This is a genomic window from Agromyces cerinus, from assembly GCF_016907835.1.
Lineage (GTDB): Bacteria > Actinomycetota > Actinomycetes > Actinomycetales > Microbacteriaceae > Agromyces > Agromyces nitratus.
In genome coordinates, this window is sequence record NZ_JAFBCT010000001.1 from 2664739 (window position 1) to 2684246 (window position 19508).

General features: G+C 69.2%; 20 protein-coding genes. 8 read left to right on the plus strand and 12 right to left on the minus strand.

Features of this window, described 5'->3' with window-relative positions:
- Positions 1-43: 43 nt before the first annotated feature.
- Positions 44-1024 (minus strand): LysR family transcriptional regulator, encoded by a 981-nt coding sequence (locus JOE59_RS12445; RefSeq protein WP_204460894.1) that lies wholly within the window; start codon positions 1022-1024, stop codon positions 44-46.
- A 129-nt stretch (positions 1025-1153) separates the two neighbouring features.
- Here JOE59_RS12445 and JOE59_RS12450 point away from each other — a divergent pair, with 129 nt between their 5' ends.
- The 5 genes from JOE59_RS12450 (at position 1154) to JOE59_RS12470 (ending at position 9239) form a co-directional block, all read left to right on the plus strand.
- Positions 1154-1603, plus strand: coding sequence for a winged helix-turn-helix transcriptional regulator (locus JOE59_RS12450; protein WP_204460895.1), 450 nt, complete (start codon positions 1154-1156; stop codon positions 1601-1603).
- A gap of 69 nt (positions 1604-1672) precedes the next feature.
- Positions 1673-3433, plus strand: a complete 1761-nt coding sequence (locus JOE59_RS12455; RefSeq protein WP_204460896.1) for an L-aspartate oxidase — start codon at positions 1673-1675, stop codon at positions 3431-3433.
- Between the two features lie 144 nt (positions 3434-3577).
- The gene (locus JOE59_RS19120; protein WP_204460897.1) at positions 3578-7177 is read left to right on the plus strand and encodes an IPT/TIG domain-containing protein; all 3600 of its coding nucleotides are present in this window, start codon (positions 3578-3580) and stop codon (positions 7175-7177) included.
- A 9-nt stretch (positions 7178-7186) separates the two neighbouring features.
- Positions 7187-8158: a hypothetical protein gene (locus JOE59_RS12465; RefSeq protein WP_204460899.1), complete on the plus strand. Its 972-nt coding sequence runs from the start codon at positions 7187-7189 to the stop codon at positions 8156-8158.
- Positions 8159-8174: 16 nt separating this feature from the next.
- Positions 8175-9239 (plus strand): amidase domain-containing protein, encoded by a 1065-nt coding sequence (locus tag JOE59_RS12470; RefSeq protein WP_204460900.1) that lies wholly within the window; start codon positions 8175-8177, stop codon positions 9237-9239.
- 87 nt (positions 9240-9326) lie between these two features.
- On the opposite strand, the gene JOE59_RS12475 is transcribed toward JOE59_RS12470, so the two are convergent.
- Together JOE59_RS12475 and JOE59_RS12480 are read right to left on the minus strand one after the other, a co-directional pair.
- Positions 9327-9806 (minus strand): peptidoglycan-binding domain-containing protein, encoded by a 480-nt coding sequence (locus JOE59_RS12475; RefSeq protein ID WP_204460901.1) that lies wholly within the window; start codon positions 9804-9806, stop codon positions 9327-9329.
- Positions 9807-9955: 149 nt separating this feature from the next.
- Positions 9956-11188, minus strand: coding sequence for a glycosyltransferase (locus JOE59_RS12480; RefSeq protein WP_204460902.1), 1233 nt, complete (start codon positions 11186-11188; stop codon positions 9956-9958).
- A gap of 149 nt (positions 11189-11337) precedes the next feature.
- On the opposite strand from JOE59_RS12480, the gene JOE59_RS12485 reads away from it, so the two are divergent.
- Positions 11338-11739, plus strand: coding sequence for a TIGR03618 family F420-dependent PPOX class oxidoreductase (locus tag JOE59_RS12485; protein WP_307837055.1), 402 nt, complete (start codon positions 11338-11340; stop codon positions 11737-11739).
- A gap of 105 nt (positions 11740-11844) precedes the next feature.
- On the opposite strand, the gene JOE59_RS12490 is transcribed toward JOE59_RS12485, so the two are convergent.
- Entirely contained in the window at positions 11845-12444 is a 600-nt protein-coding gene (locus JOE59_RS12490) for a TetR/AcrR family transcriptional regulator (protein ID WP_204460904.1), read from the minus strand.
- A 62-nt stretch (positions 12445-12506) separates the two neighbouring features.
- Between JOE59_RS12490 and JOE59_RS12495 the strand changes: the two genes are divergently transcribed.
- Positions 12507-13304, plus strand: coding sequence for an SDR family NAD(P)-dependent oxidoreductase (locus JOE59_RS12495; RefSeq protein WP_204460906.1), 798 nt, complete (start codon positions 12507-12509; stop codon positions 13302-13304).
- Between the two features lie 57 nt (positions 13305-13361).
- On the opposite strand, the gene JOE59_RS12500 is transcribed toward JOE59_RS12495, so the two are convergent.
- The 5 genes from JOE59_RS12500 to JOE59_RS12520 all read right to left on the minus strand — a co-directional run bounded on the left by JOE59_RS12500 (position 13362) and on the right by JOE59_RS12520 (position 16747).
- A complete protein-coding gene (locus JOE59_RS12500; RefSeq protein WP_204460908.1) occupies positions 13362-13844 on the minus strand; it encodes a hypothetical protein in 483 nt (160 codons plus the stop codon).
- Positions 13845-13987: 143 nt separating this feature from the next.
- Positions 13988-14731, minus strand: a complete 744-nt coding sequence (locus JOE59_RS12505) for a formylglycine-generating enzyme family protein (protein WP_204460910.1) — start codon at positions 14729-14731, stop codon at positions 13988-13990.
- 78 nt (positions 14732-14809) lie between these two features.
- Complete coding sequence (locus tag JOE59_RS12510; protein ID WP_204460913.1) at positions 14810-15067, minus strand: hypothetical protein; 258 nt, start codon at positions 15065-15067, stop codon at positions 14810-14812.
- Between the two features lie 7 nt (positions 15068-15074).
- Positions 15075-16211: a peptidoglycan-binding domain-containing protein gene (locus tag JOE59_RS12515; protein WP_307837056.1), complete on the minus strand. Its 1137-nt coding sequence runs from the start codon at positions 16209-16211 to the stop codon at positions 15075-15077.
- A 77-nt stretch (positions 16212-16288) separates the two neighbouring features.
- Entirely contained in the window at positions 16289-16747 is a 459-nt protein-coding gene (locus JOE59_RS12520; protein WP_307837057.1) for a DNA alkylation repair protein, read from the minus strand.
- 29 nt (positions 16748-16776) lie between these two features.
- On the opposite strand from JOE59_RS12520, the gene JOE59_RS12525 reads away from it, so the two are divergent.
- Entirely contained in the window at positions 16777-17184 is a 408-nt protein-coding gene (locus tag JOE59_RS12525; RefSeq protein ID WP_204460918.1) for a VOC family protein, read from the plus strand.
- A gap of 108 nt (positions 17185-17292) precedes the next feature.
- On the opposite strand, the gene JOE59_RS12530 is transcribed toward JOE59_RS12525, so the two are convergent.
- The 3 genes from JOE59_RS12530 to nrdF all read right to left on the minus strand — a co-directional run bounded on the left by JOE59_RS12530 (position 17293) and on the right by nrdF (position 19500).
- Complete coding sequence (locus JOE59_RS12530; RefSeq protein WP_074261996.1) at positions 17293-17562, minus strand: hypothetical protein; 270 nt, start codon at positions 17560-17562, stop codon at positions 17293-17295.
- 67 nt (positions 17563-17629) lie between these two features.
- Positions 17630-18385 (minus strand): hypothetical protein, encoded by a 756-nt coding sequence (locus JOE59_RS12535; protein ID WP_204460921.1) that lies wholly within the window; start codon positions 18383-18385, stop codon positions 17630-17632.
- Between the two features lie 92 nt (positions 18386-18477).
- Positions 18478-19500, minus strand: coding sequence for a class 1b ribonucleoside-diphosphate reductase subunit beta (gene nrdF / locus JOE59_RS12540; protein WP_056005472.1), 1023 nt, complete (start codon positions 19498-19500; stop codon positions 18478-18480).
- Positions 19501-19508 lie beyond the last annotated feature (8 nt).

The following is a 19508-nucleotide window of genomic DNA, read 5'->3' on the forward strand; positions in this document are numbered from 1 at the left end:
ACGACGCTCACGGGAGCGCATCGCGCCTACGTCAGGGTCATCCTCACCGAGGTTCGACGGATGCCCCGGAGACGCCCCGACGCTCACCGGCGAGTCGCATCGTCTCCCCCGCCCTGGCCGCGAACGACGTGGCGCTCGCGGTGATCGTGCGCCGCATGACCTCGACGGCCGCGGTCGGCGCGACGTCGGCCGAGCAGGCGAGGCTGATCGAGCGTTCGAGCGCCGGTGTCCCGAGCCCCGGCGTTTCCAGCCGCACCGATCGCAGACCCGGCCGGTCGATGAGCACCATCGCGGGCACGATCGCGACGCCGAGCCCCCGTTCGACGAACCGCAGCACGGCATCCATCTCAGCCCCTTCGAGCACCACCTCGGGCGCGAGGCCGGCTGCGCGGAACGCCGCGTCGGTGGCGCTGCGCAGGTCGTACGACGAGCTGAAGACGATCTGCGGCAACGCCGCGACATCCGCAAGTTCGATGGTGTCGCGCGCGGTGATCGGCGGCGCGCCGGCCGATGAGATGACCACGAGCTCCTCGACGAGCAGCGGGGTCACGGTGAAGCGCTCGGCGGTCGAGGCATCCGTGGTCGTGATCAGCGCCAGGTCGAGCTCGCCGCCGGCGAGTTCGTCGAGGAGCCGGCGCGAGCCCTGTTCCGAGAGGTGCAGTTCGATGGCCGGATGCTCCGCGTGGAACGCGCTGAGCACCTCGGCGACGAGGCTGATGCAGAGTGTGGGGGTGGCGCCGAGCCGCACCCGGCCGCGCTCGAGGCCGGCGAGTTCGGCGAGTTCTCGCCGCACCGATTCGGCGTCGGCGAGCATGCGCCGGGCGAGCGGCAGCAGCGACTCCCCCGCGGTCGTCAGGGTGCTGCCGCCGCGGGCGCGGTGGAACAGGTCGGCGCCGAGATCGTGCTCGAGTGCGGCGATCTGGCGGCTCAACGAGGGCTGGGCGAGGTAGAGCTCCTCAGCGGCCCTGGTGAAGTTGCCGAACCGGGCCACCTCGACGAAGCTGCGGAGTTGCTCGAGGTTCATACCGATACCGTACGCGCATCGTGGCCGAGACATCCATGCCGTAGACGGATGCCCCGGCGGTCGGTTACTCAGGGTACGTAACGCACGACCTGATAGCGTCCCTGAAGATCCCGGCATCTGGAGGCCACCATGACGACCGACTCCATCCGCGTGCTCTCGGACCGGCCCGTCGACCCGGTCCTGGAGCACGTGGGCAGCGAGGCGTGCAGCGTCGACAACCCGGCGAGCCGCGTCATCCGCGAGACCCTCGCCCGCGTGGGCGACAAGTGGAGCATGCTCGTCATCGGGGTGCTGCACGACGGCCCCCTGCGATTCACCGAACTGCAGCGCAAGGTCGACGGCATCTCGCACCGCATGCTCACCCAGACCGTGCGCAGCCTCGAGCGCGACGGCCTGGTCACGCGCACGAGCTACCCCGAGATCCCGCCCCGGGTCGAATACGCGGCGACGGCGCTCGGCCGTTCGCTCTCGGTGCCCGTCATCGAGCTCGCCCGCTGGGCGGCCGCGCACCACGACGACATCCTCGACGCCCGCGAGGCGTTCGACGACGAGCACGAGGCCTCCGCAGCACTTCGATAGCCGAGGCGTATCGTCGCGACGTTATATATGCATTGGAGTAATCCAATGCGCGAATCTAGCGTGGACGCCATGAGCACCCCGAGCCACTCAGGCAGCACCCCTTCAGAGCGCCAGATCTCCACCAACGTCCTCGTGATCGGCACCGGCGGCTCCGGCCTGCGCGCCGCCATCGAGCTCGCAGAGGCGGGCGTCGACGTGCTCGCCCTCGGCAAGCGCCCCAAGTCCGACGCGCACACCTCGCTCGCGGCCGGCGGCATCAACGCCGCCCTCGCCACGATGGACGCCGACGACAGCTGGCAGCAGCACGCCGCCGACACCCTCAAGGAGAGCTACCTGCTCGCCGACCCGCGCACCGTCGTCACGGTCACGGAGGGCGCCGCGCGCGGCATCGACGACCTCGAGCGTTACGGCATGCCCTTCGCACGTGAAGACGACGGCCGCATCTCGCAGCGCTTCTTCGGCGCGCACACTTACCGTCGCACCGCGTTCGCAGGCGACTACACCGGGCTCGAGATCCAGCGCACGCTCGTCAACCGGGCCGCGCAGTTGAAGGTGCCGATCCTCGACACGGTCTACGTGACCCGCATCCTCGTGAACGACGACGGAGCGGTGTTCGGCGCCTACGGCTTCGACCTCGAAGACGGCACCCGCTACCTCATCCACGCCGACGCGGTGATCCTCGCGGCCGGCGGCCACAACCGCATCTGGCGGCGCACCTCGTCGCGGCGCGACGAGAACACGGGCGACTCGTTCCGCCTCGCCGTCGAGGCGGGCGGGCGGCTGCGCGACCCCGAGCTCGTGCAGTTCCACCCCTCGGGCATCATCGAGCCCGAGAACGCGGCGGGCACCCTCATCAGCGAGGCGGCCCGCGGCGAGGGCGGCATCCTCACCAACGGCCTCGGCGAGCGCTTCATGCACAAGTACGATCCCGAGCGCCTCGAACTCTCGACCCGCGATCGCGTGGCCCTCGCCTGCTACACCGAGATCAAGGAGGGGCGCGGCACCCCCAACGGCGGTGTCTGGCTGGATGTCTCGCACCTGCCCCGCGAGACGATCATGTCTCGCCTCCCCCGCGTCTACCAGACCATGCTCGAGCTGCAGATGCTCGACATCACGAAGGAGCCGATCGAGATCGCGCCCACCGCGCACTACTCGATGGGCGGCGTGTGGGTGCGCCCCGACGACCACGGCACGGATGTCCCGGGCCTCTACGCCATCGGCGAGGCATCCTCGGGCCTGCACGGCGCGAACCGGCTGGGCGGCAACTCGCTCATCGAGCTGCTCGTCTTCGGCCGCATCGTGGGACAGGCCGCTGCGGCCTACTCTGCGTCGCTCGACGCGCAGACGCGGTCCGCGGCCGCGGTGCAGACCGCGCGCGACGAGATCGCGGGGCTGCTCGCCTCCGACGGCACCGAGAACGTGCGCGCCCTGCAGCGCGCCATCCGCGACACCATGACCGAGCACGCCGGCGTCGTGCGCGACGAGGCCGGCCTCCTCGCCGGGCTCGCCGAGCTCGACGCGATCGAGTCCCGCATTGCCGACATCGGCGTGCACCCCGACATCGCCGGCTACCAGGACCTGGCGCACGCCTTCGATCTCAAGTCGGCCGCGCTCGCCGCGCGCGCGACCCTCGCTGCGGCGCTCGAACGCCGCGAGACCCGCGGCTGCCACAACCGCAGCGACTACCCCGAGACGGATGCCGCACTGCAGGTGAACCTCGTCTGGTCGCCGTCCACCGGCGTGACGCGCGAGTCGATCCCGCCGATCCCCGACGAGATCGCGGCGCTCATGCGCGACGAGGTCTCGGTGGCCGGAAAGCTCGTGGAGTAGCCCTCTCGCGGCCCAGCGTTCGCACTCTTGCCGCCCTCCCTGCTTTGGGTCTATGGTGAGCACTGCTCATGTATGGGCGACGCGACGTGATCCTGAACTCTGCTTCTCACCGGTCGCCCTCAAGCTGTTCTGGGGGGAACGCACGTGGCCACGTCGAGATTGCCCGCCGAAGGATCGTCACGCCCGCTCATCGAGATCGACGACCGGGTCTCGCCGTTCATCCGGGGTGCGACTCCCCGACTCGATCCACTCGATGCGGCCACCGTTCGCCTCCTGAAATCTGATGACGCGCTCGCGGCCGCCGTGGCCGAGAGTCGCGTGCTCGCCGCCACTCATTTCTCCGATCGCCTCAACGAGCTCATCAAGGATCCGTCGTTCGACCTCGGCACCCTGCTCACGACGACGTTGCCGGGGCAGCTCACCGGGCAGCTCGTCGATCCTGCGGGCCTCCCGGCGAAGCGACTCCGGGTGTCGATCGCCAAGCCGTTCCCGAGCGGAGCCGGCCCCGGCTCCTCCATCACCGGCGACGACGGATCCTTCGCGATCCGTGTGCCCGAGGACGTTCGAACGGTCACCGGTGTCACGAACATCGTGCTGCGCGTCGTCGGCGCCGTGAAGACGACCGACCTCGACGTGAAGTTCGCCGACATCGACGGCACGGGCTCGGTCGGCGTCCTGAGCCTGCCCGCCGCCCTCGAACCGCTCCCGGTGCCCGTCGTCGCACAGCTCGCCGACATCGTCACCGGGCTCGATACGCCCGGCGATGCCGGATCGCCCGCGGCCGCAACCGGCACTCAGCCCGCACTCGAGCTCGGCACGGATGTCTGCACCCAGGTGTTCCGAAGCGACATGTCGTTCGACCGCTTCCCGTACGGCGTCCTCGTGCGCCTCGTCGAACCACGGCCGAGTGTGGGCGCCCTCGCCGTGCAACTGACGCGCGGGAACCGGAAGGTGCTCGTCTCCGCGGCGTTCCTCGCGACACTCGGCAAGGACAATCGCCCGTACGCGCACGCCGAGCGACTGCCGATCGACCAGCCCGTGAGCGTCGACGCCTTCCGCGACGGCGTCGCCGGCATCACCCCCGGGGGCCGAGGGAGTGCCGCGTCGACGGTGCCGATCGCGGGCACCCTGGGCCTCGGCTACATCGTGCACATGGCCCAGCGCTGGACTCCGATGGGGCTCTCACTCGGCGACCTGGTGTACTCGCTGCCGCTGGCTCCGGGTGAACAGCAGCGCATCGCGATCGTCGACCGGCGCGCCACGAGCTCGGTGACCGACACCGAGCGGCTCGAAGCCCGCGAGACGATGGCGTTCCGCGAGCGCGACGACGCCTCGACCCGTGCGACGTTCGAGTCGGGCATGCGCGAGAAGGCCGAGGGCGGCAGCTCGTTCCACACCGACTCCGAGTCGTCGTCGTGGGGCGCGGCCGGCGGCATCGGCTTCGCACTCGGCCCGATCGCGATCGGCGGGGGCGCGGCCGGCGGCGGCGGCAGCGCGAACGCCAACGGCTCCACCAACAACTGGATGAGCGGCGTGCGCAATTACACGTCGACGGCAGCGCAGGCCTCGCACGCCTCCGTGGAACGTTCCGCGAGCTCGACGCGCAGCCTGCAACGGATGGGCATGCGCCTCGCCTCGGCATCCGAGCGCAACGAGGTCGTCACGAAGGTCATCGCGAACCACAACCGCACGCACGCGCTCACCATGCAGTACTGGGAGGTGCTGCGCCTCTTCGACGTGCGCTCCACGGTCGAGGGCGTGTCACTCGTGTGCTTCGTTCCGCTCGATCCCGTGCGGTTCCTTCCTCCCGGGGAGTCGATCTCGCTGACGGATGCCTCGTTGTCGCGTACCGACGTGCTGCGCCGGTATTCGCAGCTGCTGAACTACTCGGACACCCTGCGCCGCGTGATCGAACGCCCGTATCGCAAGGGCCTCGCCGTGCTCGAGGAATTCGCGTCCGATCCGCGCGCCGGCGTGCAGTCACCATCCGACTCGGCGACGAACATCGTCAGCGTGCACCTGCAGGGCACCTTCCTCCCGTTCGAAGACGTGCGGGTCACCCTGCTCGCAACCGGCGGACGCCGCCTCGGACCGTACCCCGTGCCGACCGGCGGCATCGACGGCCTGCCCTCGTCGTCGGATGCCTCCCAGGCGTTCGCCTCCGAGGCGGAACTGATCGCGTACCTGCGTCGCCGCCGGGACGGCGCGGCCTCCGTGATCAGCCGGAGCGTCGCGCTGCCCGAGTGGCTCGCCCGCACCGACGTGATCGGCGTCGAGATCAACCGCCAGTTCCGCGACATCCGCTATCACTTCGCCTCGACCGCGAGCTCTGAGATCGCGCGCCTGAAGGCGATCGGCTTCTCGGGCTTCGACGGCATCATCGACAAGCTCGTCGCGAACGCGACGCCCGCCCGTGACGTCGTGCTCACGCCCGAGCGACTGGAGGCCGAGGTCGGCGGGGTGAATCTCGTGCGAGTGCGCGCAGCGCTCGCCGAGCCGTCGGTGTCGCTCAACGACACGATCCCGGCCGGCCACATGTACCTCGACGAGTACCTCGGCGGCGGCGAGTTCGGCACGGCGCCGTTGCCGTTCTCGGCCACCCAGCTTCCGCCCGAGTTGCGGTACGCGGCGATCCTCGAGATCGAGAAGGCGCTGCAACACGCGATCGCCAACACGGTGAGCTACTCGAAGGCGATCTGGATGTCGCTCACGCCCGAGGAACGCGTGATGCTGCTCGAGGGCTACACGATCGGCACGGCCGACGGCGTCGCGGACGACAGTCAGACGATTCCGCTGCTGGCCTGCGTCGCGAACGAGCTGCTCGGTTTCTACGGCAACTCGATGGTGCTGCCGTTCATGATCCCCGCGCCGCTCGTCGCCAAGCGCAAGGAGGTCGACGGGGTCGAGTTCACGACGGCATCCGTGCAGGACGCCCTGACGAGGTACCACACGACCGGGTTCTCACCGCCGGTCTCGACCATCGCACTGCCGACGCGTGGTGTGCTGGGAGAGGCCGTGCTCGGGCACTGCCCGTCGGCCGAGAAGATCGACCTCACCCGGTTCTGGAACTGGCAGGACTCGCCCACCGAGGATGCGACCGCGATCGAAGCGGTGACGATGCCGAACAGCTCGCTCACCCAGGGTCTGCAGGCCCCGTCGACGCTGTCGACGATCGCGCCGGCGATCCAGAACTTCAGCACCTCCGGGCCTGCGAGCGACTTCAGCGTGCTGGCGGAGCTGGTGAAGGCCGGCGCCGCAGCGAAGGGCTTCGACGTGGCATCCCTCACCGGATCGTCGGCCCTTGCCGACCTCGTGAAGGCGACCCTGTCGACCGCGGAATCCGCACGGAAGGATGCACTCGCGGGCGCACAGGCGATGGCCTCGAAGGCGATGGACTCGATCCCGGACGTCATCGCCGCGAAGGCCGGAAAGGCCGCTGCCGGCGACAAGGGCAAGGAAGAGGAGAAGCCGGCGCAGACCGCCGACGCCCCGACGGTCAGCGAGCTGACGCCGGCGCACGGCAAGGCCGGCGACAAGCTCGCGGTCATCGGCACCAAACTCACGGGTGCCACCAAGGCGACCGTGGGCGGCAAGCCGCTCGGCAACCTCAAGGTCGTCGACGACACCCGGATCGAGGGCGACGTACCGCCGGGAGTGCCGCCGGGCGCGGTCGACGTGCTCGTCACGACCCCGAAGGGCGTCAGCACGGCGTCCACCAAGTCGAAGTTCACGATCGACGCGTAGGAGCTCGCCATGGCCGACTCACCTGCCGACACCGCCGAGGACCGCGCACTCGATGCGCTGATCTCGGTCATCCAGACCGCCTCGGGACCGGCGGTCGCCGAGGCGCAGGCGCTGCTGCTGCGCCGGCTCGCACTCGACGGCGACATCATCCCCTCGCGGCTCCCCCCGCCGAAGAACATCACCGAGGTCGGCGGCTACCTCAATATGCTCGAGACGGTCGGCCAGCGAAGGTCGATCCCCGACGTGCTCGCGGGTGCACTCGGCATCGCAAGCGCATCCGCCCGGTCGTTCGCGGCGAAGGCGGCACCGCTCACCTTCACCGCAGTCGACAACGACCGGCCCGTGGGCGCAGCATCCGTCACTGCACCGTCGACCGTGTTGGTGAGAGCAGATCTCGCGACGGGCATCATCGCGGCGAAGGCGGCCCTGCACGAGTTCGGAGCGGTGCTGCCGCTGTGGTCGCCGCCCGTGACACCGACGGTGTCCGGCTCGACCGACGTGCTCACGGTGCTCGGGCGGCGCCTGCACGTGCTCCCGACTGCAGCGCTCACCGATCCCGCGACCGACAGCATCGTGCTCGCGCACAATCTCGACGGCCTTCCCGCCTTCGCGGTGATGGCGAGACCGGATGCCGCGGCCGCCCCGACCGCGACGCTCGCCGACCTCGACGTCGAGGCGGCGGCGTTCGATGCCGCGACCGGCGCACCGATCATTGTGCAACTCGGCCTCACCAAGCTCGTCGGCATCGCCCCGATCCTCGCCGCGAACGGCTGGCTGACCGCCGCGGGAACCCCGCCCGTGACACGGTCGGACCTCTCCTGGGCCGCGCTGTCAAGCACCGCGGGACTCGTGCCGGGGGTCACGCGACTCCGCGACGAGCTCGAACTCCTTCATCTCTCCGATGCGATCGCGGACTCGCCCTTCGCTCAGCGAGTCGACCAGCTCTGGAACGGCACCGACTTCGTCGACGCCGGCTCGTGATACGACCATGGCCGCGATGAAGCGCGCCGACGCGGTCGCGTATGCGAAGAACCACTGGTTCCGGCCGACCGACGACAACCTCGTCTGGGCGAAGAGCTTCGCGATCAACGTCGTCACCCTCAAGGCATCGCTGCTCGCGAAGAAGAAGGTGGAAGCCGATTGGGAGCCCGTCTTCCTGCGCAAGATCGCGACGGATGTCAGCACGGGCACCCCGGGTGAGGCCGACGGACTGTACTTCGTCGATCCCGCCCATGTCGGCACGAAGTTCCTCGAGAAGGACATTCCCGCCAGCGATCGATTCCTGGCTCACGACTGGTTCGGCACGGCGGGAGTGCCGGGCAGCCCGGGCGGCCTGAACGACTGCACCGCCTACGTCTCGCACTGCCTCGTCGCGGGCGGCGTCACCTACCTCGGGCCGTCGTCACCCGGTGACGTGTGGCCCACACGGGGCGCCCAGCAGATCTACAACCTGCTCTCGGAGCGTCCGGCCACGCAGGTCAAGCGCCTCACCAACATGGCCGGCGAGGCCGACGTCGAGCTGGTCTTCAAGGCGCTCGCCCACATCGTGAAACCCGGCGACGTACTGACGTTCGCGCGGAACGGCCGCAACGGCCACTGCGGCATGCTCGTCACGGTCGACTCGACGACGGGTGACGCACGGATGACCTGTCACTCCACGCTCGACCACGCCGACCTGCCCGGCGAGGGCACCTGGCAGATCCGCACGACCCCGGAGCATCCGTTCGTGAGCGTGCTGCACTTCAGTCACGACGACCCGCCGCTCGGTGCGCTGACGGCACTCGCCGGCTGGTGGACCGTGACGATGGGCTCTTCGACGTACTACTACTTCCTCCTGCAGGGCGGAGGATGCCGCTGGGTCTCGAAGAAGCCGACCGGAGCGGGCGCGCCGGGCTCGCCGAAGGGAAGAGGGCATTGGTTCGCCGGCACGACGGCCGACAGCATCGTGATCGCGTGGGAGTCGGGCACCGTCGACGAGGTGACGCTCGCCGCCGACAAGAAATCATTCACCGGCAAGGAGAATCGGACGGCAGCGCTCACCGGCGCCGTCGGAGTCGCGTGACGCGCATCGGAGCGCATCGAGTCGCGCGCACTCGCCGGCGACGACGAAGGGCCGGACGCCCCGCGGCATCCGGCCCTTCACCCACGATCAGTACTTCGAGATCGTGACGTAGCCGGGCGAACCAGAGGCCGGCTTCTCGACGTAGCATCCCGCGTCGTACGCGGCCTGCCACGCCGTGCGCTTGGCCGCGCTCGCAGTCGAGTAGGCGAAGTTGACCTGGCCGGCGTACGAGCAGAGCGTGTTCCACGTGTTGCGGCCGACGATGCCGTCGGACGTGATGTGCACCCAGCTCTGGAACTTGCGCACCTGCGACTCGGTGGCGGGACCGAACGAGTTGTCGACGGCGAGGGCGCTGCCCAGACCGTACGTCGCCTGCACCCCGTTCATCATTCGCTGGATCTGGCCGATGCACGACGCGTAGCCGCCGCGCGAGTACTGGTAGGCCGTGCAGCCCTTGCCGGTCGTTCCGCTGTACGCCGTCGCCGCGGTCGCCGGGGCGATGGCGCAGAGCCCCGCGATCGCGAGCGCCACCGCGCCGCCGGCGATCCCCCTCTTGAGCTTCTTCATCTGCGTCTTCCCCATTCACTGCTCGGCGGGCGCCCCAACGGCCCCGGACTGGTCGGCGCGTCTGCGCGCGCACCGATCACACCACGCCGGGCAGGCTCCGGAGAATGGGCAGCACTCCCCATCGCCCGTTCGAGCCGGGCGAGTCACGCTCACATCATCGGGGCGACGGCGCGCTCGATCAGGCGGGCCGAGGCGGCCGCCCCATCGGCGCCACGATAGGCCTCGCGAACCTCGTCGGCCGCGGCGCGGATCCCCGGGTCGTCGAGCACGCGACGCACCGCATCGAGGAACTCGGGTCGGGCCACATGCTTCGGAGAGACGGCGATCGCGTTGCCCCGCCGTTCGCATGCGCGCACGTGCCAGGTCTGCTCGGGTTGCAGGCCCATGCCGACGAACGGCACGCCTGTGGCGCAGGCGGTCTGCACGGTGCCCTGGCCGCCGTGGAGCACCGCTGCGTCGACCAGCCCGCCGAGGCGATGCGCCGGAAGCAGCTGGGTGACGTGGACGTTCGACGGCACCGCATCGCCGGGTTCGAGGTAGTGCCGGATCGGCGCGACGACGTTGATCGGCAGCGTCCCGAGGGCGCGCGCCGCATCGAGCGCCAGCCTCCGGTCGGCGGAGGAGCCGAGGCCGAGGTAGACGAGCGGCTCGGACGCGGCAGCGAGCTCGGCGACGAGGTCGGGCATCGGCGACTCGAGATGGGCGAAGATCGGCCCGACGAGCTCGAACCCGTCGGGGAGTTCGAACCCGCCCATCTCCCACGGCATCTCGGTGACGAGGTTGCGATCGGCGGTGAGCAGGTCGGAGACGGTGCGGAGCGGAGGAACGCCATTCGCCTTCGCGACGCTCGTGAAGGCGCGGGGCGCGAGGGGCGCCGAGTTGTAGATCCACCGGAAGACCGAGGTCGCGACCCGGTCGGCCGTGCGCGCGAGCCATCCGCGACCGCCGACGAGGCCGAGGTGCTTCGCCTGCGCGACCTGCGGACGCGTGAGGGGGAACGGCACCGGATAGAACAGCGGCACGCCCTCGGCGCGGGCCGAGATGAACGAGGTGAGGTTCGACCCCGTGACGACGGCGGCAGCACCGAGCTCGCGGATCATCCGGCGCTCGAGCCCGACCCGCGCCCCGACGAGGGCCGGCGTGAACGGGCTGCGGAACGAGCGCCCCTGATCGAACGCGATCGCCTGATCGCGTTCCGCCCGAGTCCAGGCAGGTTCGCACGCGCGGTAGTCGAACCCGGCATCGCGGATGAGGTCGACGAAATCGGTCTCGTACCCCATGAACACCACGCGGTGCGCCGGGTCGAGGGCCTGCGCCACCTGGATCATGCGCGTCGTCTCGGCAAGGTTGAACGTCACCGGACAGAACAAGACGGTGGCCATGCGAGAACGTTAGCGCGCAGGGCGCACCGCGAGCGGGTGACCTCCTGCCTGACGAGAGCCGGATGCATCGCGGCATCCGCTCTTTCGTAGACTCGGTGAGCGGGCCATCATCTCGGCACACCGCCACATCTCTGCACGAAAGGCGCGAAGTGCTGACCGACACCGCCCGGGAGTTCCTCTCGGAGTACCACCTCGCCACGCTCTCGACCCTCGATCGGCACGGCCGAATCCACTCGGTGCCGGTCGGCATGACCTACCTCGACGGGATCGTCCGCATCATCGGCGGCAGCGGCTCGCAGAAGTTCATCAACGCCGAGCGCAGCGGCCGCGCGAGCGTCAACACGGTCGACGGTGCGCGCTGGATCAGCTTCGAGGGCCCGGCTCGCGTTCACGGTGATCCTGAAGCGGTCGCCCTCGCGGTCGAGCTCTACGCCGCGCGCTACCGGCAGCCGCGCCCGAATCCGCAGCGCGTCGTGCTCGAACTCACGGTCGAGCGCGTACTGGGTTCGGCCGGGATGCGCGCGAGCGACGGCGTTCGCGCAGCTCGATAGCCTGTCTGTTCCACCCCCGAACACCCCGATGCCACGAGGCGTCCGGCCCCTTCTGCGTGGCCGCGCTGGGCTGACGGCGCGCAGAGCCGACCGACGCCTGCGAGGTCATGACGTCGCGACCCCGGTCAGCGAGCTGAGCACGGCATCGATCGTCGCCTCGGCGGCGTCGCGCCACGGCACCCCGTCGAGCAGGTCGTCGGTGGCGAGCGAGGCGACGCCGTGCACCGCGGCGAACACGACGAGCGACTGGCGTTCGACGTCGCCAGGCCGAACCTCGCCCCGCGCCTGCGCCTCGCCGACGAATTCGATCACGACGGCCATGCTCGCCCGGCTGAGCCGCACGAGTTCAGGCGACGCATCTGGGTGGTGCTTCGCCTTGTACATGAGGTCGAGGATCGCCGGGTGCTCGACCGCGAACCCGATGTAGGCGAGCCCCGCGGCGCGCAACTGCCCGGCGAACTGCGTCTCGCTCGCCACTGCCGCCGTAAGCGCGTCGTTCATGCGCGCGAAGCCCTCGACCGAGATCGCATCGAGCAGCGCAGTGCGGTCGGCGAAATGGCGGGCGGATGCCCCGTGGCTGACGCCGACGTCGCGTGCGAGCCGTCGCAGCGACAGCGCGTCGAGGCCGTCGCTGTCGATCGTCGCCCACGCGCGCTCGAGGAGCGCCTGCCGCAGGTTGCCGTGGTGATAGCCGCGTTCGGTCACTCGTGCACTCTATCGGAAAGTAGACATTGACAACAATGCTGTCACTGTCTACATTTGCGAACATGACCATTGACTTCACCGGCACCACCGCCCTGATCACCGGCGCCAGCTCGGGCCTCGGCACCGCCTTCGCGATCGCATTCGCCCGCCGAGGTGCCGACGTCGTGCTCGTCGCCCGCCGCGAAGACCGACTGCGCGAACTGGCCGAGCGCATCGAGCGCGAGCACGGCGTGCGTGCGAAGCCGATCGCCCTCGACCTCGCTCGACCCGATGCCCACACCGCCCTGCGAGCCGCGCTCGACGAGCGGGGCATTCGCATCCACACCCTCGTCAACAACGCCGGCTTCGGGGTCAAGGGCGCCTTCGTCGACGCCGATCCGGCCCGCATCGCCGAGATGGTGCAGCTGAATGTCGCTTCCGTCGTGGCGATCACGCGCGAGTTCCTGCCCGATCTCGTGCGCGTGGGTCGAGGCGCCCTGGTGAACGTCGCGAGCACCGCGGCGTATCAGCCCTGCCCCGACATGGCGGTGTACGGGGCGTCCAAGTCGTTCGTGCTGAGCTTCACCGAGGCGCTCGCCTACGAGACCCGCGCGTCGTCGTTGCGGGTGCTCGCGCTCAGCCCGGGCGCGACGAGTACGGAGTTCTTCGATGTCGTCGGCACCCACGATGCCGCGGTCGGCAGCTTCCAGACGCCCGAGCAGGTCGTGGCGCTCACCCTGCGTCGCCTCGACCGGCGCCGTCCGCCCGCGAGCGTCGTCTCCGGCCGGGCCAATGCGCTCACCAGCGCGCTGGTGCGGTTCATGCCGCGACGTCTCGCGCTGGCGGCCAGCGGCCGGGTGCTCGCGGAGCAGGCGCGATGAGCGGCTCGCGGAGTCGTGCGCGCGGTGAGGCGTGCGCCGCACGACTGGAGCCCTCGCTCAGTGCACGAGCGAGCTCAGCCAGATGACTGCGAGCCCCAGCACCACCGTGATCACCGCGCTGAGCAGCCGGAGGTACCAGGCGCCGCGATTGCGCTCGGAATTGACCCAGCCGATGACGGCGAGACTGACGATCCCGATCCAGAGCGCGATGTAGTACGCGACGTACTCGTCGACCCACCCCAGCGTTGCGAGCGCAAGTGCCACGGCCGGCAGCAGCATGGCCAGCAGCATCCCGACCGATCGCGAGGCGGTGCGAGCGATGGCCCGGCCGATCGGAACCGCACGCCCCTCTGCGGTGCGCCGGCCCGCGACGACGCCGGCGTAGACGTGCGTCAGCCAGAACACGCCGACCGTACCGGCGATGAAGATCAGCACTTCGAGATCGGTGTCGAACTTCCACCCGACGGTGATGAGCGCCGTGACGAGCACCAACCCGTAGACGGCGTGCTCGGTGTTGTAGGCGTCGAGGACGAACCTCACGGGGCGTGCTGCCGCCTCCGCAACGGTATGACGAGAATGCTCAGCCTCTTCGCCCATGCACACAGATTCCCACGCAACGGGGCGTTCTGGCGAGCGTGCGGCGAACTTCGTCGGCTCCCGAAGACGACATCAGCCCCGAGACGTCAGCCGCGAGGGGTCCACCCCGACGGCAGCGGCCCGTCGATCGCCGCCCGCTCCAGGTCCGCGGCCGCAGACCAGCCCTGCGCGGCATCCGTCGTCTCGAAGCCGCCTCGCGCGACACGGAAGCCGACGTCTTCGTGGTGCATGCGTGGCGCGCCGCCCCGGCGCACCGAGGCTCGCACGCTCCACGCGTCGTCGGCGAAACCGCCGCCGCGGAAGACGCGGTACGCGTCGTAGCGGGCCGGGTCGAGCAGGTCCCAGCACCACTCCCACACGTTGCCGAGCGTGTCGAAGAGGCCGTTGAGGTTCGGATGCTTGCCGCCCACGTCCTGCGGCGCGGTCACGCCGTCGGCGCTCGTCCAGGCGACCTCGTCGAGTGGGCCGTAGTGCGGGCGCGTCGAGCCGGCACGGCACGCGAACTCCCACTCGGCCTCGGTCGGCAGGCGGAACCCGTCGGAGTCGACGTGCCAGGTGACGTCTTCGCCGTCATACGTGTAGGCGGGGTCGAGGCCCTCCCACTCGGATGCCGCGTTGCAGAAGCGGATCGCCCGCAGCCAGCTCACGTCGGTCGCCGGGCGGCGCGGATGCGTCGCCGTCTCGCCGAGCATCTCGGCGAGCTGCTCCTGCGTCACCGGGTACACCCCGATCTCGAACGGCTCGAGCTCGACGCTCCAGCGCTCCTTGCGGCGCGCGTCGTGCAGGCCGACGGTGCCGCCGTCGATGCTCGCCATCTCGATGTCGGTCACCGAGGCAGTCTCGCACGCCAAGCCGTATCCGCGGTTCAACGACCGCCACTCCGCGTCCTGCGTCGAGGAGGACACGGCCTAGTGCTTCTTGTGCGCCTGGTCTGCCTTCTTATGCGCCTCTTGCACCGCATCGGATGCGGCGCTCATGTCGTGTTCGTGCTCCTTGGCGTGCTTCTCAGCGCGCTTCTCCTTGAGCGTCTTGGTGGCCGGCTTCTTGACGTGATGATCGTGCGGTGATTTGTCAGGCATGATCTCTCCCCAATTACCCACTGTACGCCCCACTCCGGGGGTTCGAACGGTTCGCTCCAGCGCGAGATCGCGCGGGCGATCGGCCATCCGTTGCTCAGCCGGCCGGCGGGCTCGTCGGCGACGCCGACGGGCTCGGCTCGGCATCCGGCGCGGTCATCTCGGCGATCGCCTGTTCGAAGGCGGCGATCGTCGCGGCATCGACGGCACCCGTCGGCTCGACGCCGAGTTCGGTCTGGAACGCCTGCAGCGCCGCGGTGAGCTCATCCGTCCACACCCCGTCGACCGGTCCGTCCCAGAAGCCGACGAGGTTCAGCGTCTGCTGCACGGCAGCCGTCGATGCGAGCGAGTCCTGAGCGGCGGCGCCACCGAGCGCCACGAGTTCGGCCTGGAGCGCCGCGGCCGTCGCCTTGTCGACCGTGCCGGTCACTGGCAATCCGTTCGCCTCCTGCAGGTCTTCGATCGCCTGCACGGTCATCGGCCCCGACACCCCGTCGACGGTGCCCGTGTAGTACCCGGCCGTGGCGAGGTCCCCCTGCAGCGCGTACGTGTACGCGCCGACCGCCGTCACTGCCTGCACCTGCTGGTCGTCGGTGAGGCAACCGGCATCGGCGAAGAGCGTGAGCCACGCCATCTCGAGCGCGACCACCGCACTGTTGAACTGCTCGGATGCGTCGGCCAGCGGCGTCTGCTCGGTGACCGACGCCTGCGCGTCTTCGAAGTCGGCTTCGGCCTGCTCCACCCGATCGACCGAGGCGGTCGGCGCCAGCGGCGTGCTGGTCGGCGCGGCCGGAACGACGGATGGCGTGCCGGTCGGCCCCGCCTCCGCCGCGGCGAGGGCGGTCTGCGCCTCGACGAGTTCCTGCTGGGCGGTCACGAGTGCCTGTTGCGCAGCGACCGCAGCTTCGGCGTCGTCGAACGCGTCGTCGCGGGGATCCGCGAGATCGGCACCCGCGACCTGCACGTCGCCGACGGTGGGTGCGGTGTCGTTCAGCACGTCGCCGTACCGATCGAGTGCGCTGATGTAGTCGCTGCTTGCACCGCAGAACGCTTCGGATGCTGCGTCGAACTCGGCCTGGGCGCTCGCCACGGCCTTCTCCTTCGCGGTCACCTGCGCCTTGGCCCGGTCGACGCTGTCAGCGCCCTCCGTGCATCCGGCGAGCGCCACCACGACAGCGATCGACACCATGGCAGTTGCGAGGAGCCCCGACATCCCCGCTCGATCTGTGTTCACGCATATCCCCCGATCATGGATTGAAACGTGCTCACATCATGGCACCGAGGCCGGTCGCAGCGCGGGACATTCTGCACTCATGATTCGCGCATCAGGCCTTCGCTCGCCCACCGATCGACGATGCGCCGAGCCCGCGCCGCGTCGGCACCCTCCAACCGGTCGAGCAGTGGATGCACGACGTCGGCGACGAGCGGATCGACGAGGTCTCGCACCCCCGCCGATCGAAGCAACTGCTCGAGACGCGTGAAGTCGCTCACGAGCAGCGTCGGCACTTGCCCCTGCAGCAGCACGACCGCGGCGAGCCGGCGCTCGTACACCGGCTCCGCCCACAGCTCCGACGCGAGCGCGGTGACCTCGTCATGCGACAGTTCCGGATGCCGCCGCCGCGCGTCTCTCACGGTGCCCCGCACCGCGCCCATCGACGCACCGTAGAACCGCAGCCCGCCCGCGATGCGCGCGGCATCCGCGATCGCGCGCTCCTCCGATCCCTCGGCCTGGAGGGTGCGGTCGATGAACTCTGCGGCGGGCGTTGTCACCCCGAAATGCTCCCTCATAGGATGGCCGAATGCGCCTGTTCGACCATCTCGGAATCTCCGTTGAAGACCTGCCCCGCTCGATCGCACAATTCGATCCGGTGATGGTGGCACTCGGCTGCACGCGGCAGGATGCCGACAACGGAGTGTCCTGGTACAAGGGCGAGGACGAGCTCATCCTCTTCCCCACGCGCGAATCGGGCAGCGGCCCGCACCGGCACGGCAAGGTCGGATGGCAGCACCTCGCCTTCCCCGTCGGGTCACGCGAGGAGGTCGACCGTCTGCACACGATCGCCGTCGACGCGGGTTGGACGTCCGTGCGCGACCCGAAGGTGTTCACGCGGTTCAGCGACCGCTACTACGCGTCGTTCGTCGAAGACGACAACGGCATCCGCTTCGAGTTCATGTTCAACCCGCCGAAGGACGCCGTCGCAGACTGACCCGGCATCTGCCTCGTTCCGTCACCCAGCTCGATGCAGTGCGGGTAGCCCTCGGCTGCACGCGTCTCGTCGTCGCCGTCGCCGTCGACTCACGCGAAGCCGATCGATCTACCAGACGGTGCCGCCCCCGACCGAGATGCCGCCCCATGTGAGCGCGATGAAGATCGCGGCGAACACGACGGGCGCGATGCCCTTGCCGCTGCGCGCGAGCCCTTTGAGGAGGGCGATCACGGCGAGGATCGCGGCGATGATCGAGAGGACGCCGCCGAGGATCAGCCCGATGAACAGCGGGATGGGCATGAGCACGAGGCCCGCCAGCGCGAACCAGAACGCGGCCCAGGCAGTTGGATTGGATTGACGTTCGACGGAGGAGGACATGCTGCATTATCTCGTGTCGGCACCCCGCAGTTCATGAGACCCGCGCTGCGGGCGGCTGCGGGCATCGTCAGCGAAGGCTGAGTGCGCGATCCCAGCTCTCGAAGCGGCGCTGCGCGACGATCGTGCTGAGTTCCTCACGCAATTCGGGGTGATCGACGTAGAAACGCACCGCACAGTACAGGAGCACCGCGTCCTGCTCGAAGACACCCGCGGTGAACTCCAAAGGCTCGGACCTACCGATGCGACTGATGCTGACGCGAGAGTGGAGCTGCGTCTCAACGCCGCTGATCGTGTCCCACGGCACCCATCTCACGCCCCCGGCGACCAGATAGCGCGCCACACCATGACGGCTGAGGGTGAGTCCGACCGGGATCCTGCCGAAGGAGGTGTTCTTGCCGTCGAGCACGAGTTGGAGCACCCCGGCCCCGAGAGCCACGAGGCAGAGCGCGAGCAGCGGAACGAACAGGAACAGCCACCAGAGGCCACCGGGTGCACTCAGCACGCCCGGCATCGCCAGCCCGAGCAGCACCCCGGAGCCGAGCCCGGTCAAGATCAGCCACAGCACGCTCCAGATCCGCACCGGGCGTTCACGGCAGAAATGCACCCAGTCGTCGACGGGGCGCACCGTGGCTCGGCCGAGCGTCACGGCATTGATCAGCACCGGAGGACTCCGACGCACGGCGAAGAGCCCGAATGCGGTGGTGGTCAGCGCCAGCAGACCGAAGAGCACGGCGAGCACGACGCCCCACGCCAGCGACCCCACCGCGGTGAGCAGCGCTGAACCGATGCCGGCCGCTACCGCGACACCACCCACGGCCCACATGGCCGGAGTCGAGAAGTACTGCGAATCGGGCAGCCATCCTTCAGGCGAAGGATACGGGAGCGTCTCCGGGCTCGGATCGGATCCGTTCGCCGTCAGAAGTCCCAGTCCTCATCCTCAGTCACAACGGCCTTGCCGATCACGTACGACGAGCCACTCCCCGAGAAGAAGTCGTGGTTCTCGTCCGCGTTCGGCGAGAGCGCCGAGAGAATAGCCGGGTTCACGTCGGTGACGGTCTTCGGGAACATCGGCTCGTAGCCGAGGTTCATGAGGGCCTTGTTGGCGTTGTAGTGCAGGAACTTCTTGACGTCTTCGGTCAGGCCGACGCCGTCGTAGAGGTCTTGCGTGTACTGCACCTCGTTGTCGTAGAGCTCGTAGAGCAGCGAGAACGTGTAGTCCTTCAGGTCGTCGCGCTCGGCCTGCGACAGCCCCTCGAGTCCCTTCTGGAACTTGTAGCCGATGTAGTACCCGTGCACGGCCTCGTCGCGGATGATGAGGCGGATCATGTCAGCAGTGTTGGTGAGCTTCGCGCGGCTCGACCAGTACATCGGCAGATAGAAGCCCGAGTAGAAGAGGAACGACTCGAGCAGCGTCGAGGCGACCTTGCGCTTCAGCGGGGAGTCGCCCTGGTAGTACTCCATGACGATCGCGGCCTTCTTCTGAAGGTTCTCGTTCTCGACCGACCAGCGGAAGGCGTCGTCGATGTCCTTCGTCGAGCACAGCGTCGAGAAGATCGACGAGTAGCTCTTGGCGTGCACCGACTCCATGAACGCGATGTTCGTGTAGACGGCCTCTTCGTGCGGGGTGATCGCGTCGGGGATGAGCGAGACCGCGCCGACCGTGCCCTGGATCGTGTCGAGCAGCGTGAGCCCGGTGAACACGCGCATCGTCAGCACCTGCTCGTCACGGGTCAGCGTGTTCCACGACTGGATGTCGTTCGACAGCGGAATCTTCTCGGGCAGCCAGAAGTTGTTGACCAGACGGTTCCAGACCTCGAGGTCCTTGTCGTCTTGGATGCGGTTCCAGTTGATCGCATTGACGTGGCTGACCAGCTTCAGCTTGCCACCCGTGTGGGCGGGGTCGTTGCTGGCGGAGTTCACCGGGTCTGTGAGAGTCATGTCTGTTC

Coding starts and splice junctions, on each gene's coding strand:
- JOE59_RS12445 (WP_204460894.1), bottom strand. CDS start 1,024: ATGAACCTCGAGCAACTCCGCAGCTTCGTCGAGGTGGCCCGGTTCGGC.
- JOE59_RS12450 (WP_204460895.1), top strand. CDS start 1,154: ATGACGACCGACTCCATCCGCGTGCTCTCGGACCGGCCCGTCGACCCG.
- JOE59_RS12455 (WP_204460896.1), top strand. CDS start 1,673: ATGAGCACCCCGAGCCACTCAGGCAGCACCCCTTCAGAGCGCCAGATC.
- JOE59_RS12465 (WP_204460899.1), top strand. CDS start 7,187: ATGGCCGACTCACCTGCCGACACCGCCGAGGACCGCGCACTCGATGCG.
- JOE59_RS12470 (WP_204460900.1), top strand. CDS start 8,175: ATGAAGCGCGCCGACGCGGTCGCGTATGCGAAGAACCACTGGTTCCGG.
- JOE59_RS12475 (WP_204460901.1), bottom strand. CDS start 9,806: ATGAAGAAGCTCAAGAGGGGGATCGCCGGCGGCGCGGTGGCGCTCGCG.
- JOE59_RS12480 (WP_204460902.1), bottom strand. CDS start 11,188: ATGGCCACCGTCTTGTTCTGTCCGGTGACGTTCAACCTTGCCGAGACG.
- JOE59_RS12495 (WP_204460906.1), top strand. CDS start 12,507: ATGACCATTGACTTCACCGGCACCACCGCCCTGATCACCGGCGCCAGC.
- JOE59_RS12510 (WP_204460913.1), bottom strand. CDS start 15,067: ATGGCCGATCGCCCGCGCGATCTCGCGCTGGAGCGAACCGTTCGAACC.
- JOE59_RS12525 (WP_204460918.1), top strand. CDS start 16,777: ATGCGCCTGTTCGACCATCTCGGAATCTCCGTTGAAGACCTGCCCCGC.
- JOE59_RS12530 (WP_074261996.1), bottom strand. CDS start 17,562: ATGTCCTCCTCCGTCGAACGTCAATCCAATCCAACTGCCTGGGCCGCG.
- JOE59_RS12535 (WP_204460921.1), bottom strand. CDS start 18,385: ATGTGGGCCGTGGGTGGTGTCGCGGTAGCGGCCGGCATCGGTTCAGCG.
- nrdF (WP_056005472.1), bottom strand. CDS start 19,500: ATGACTCTCACAGACCCGGTGAACTCCGCCAGCAACGACCCCGCCCAC.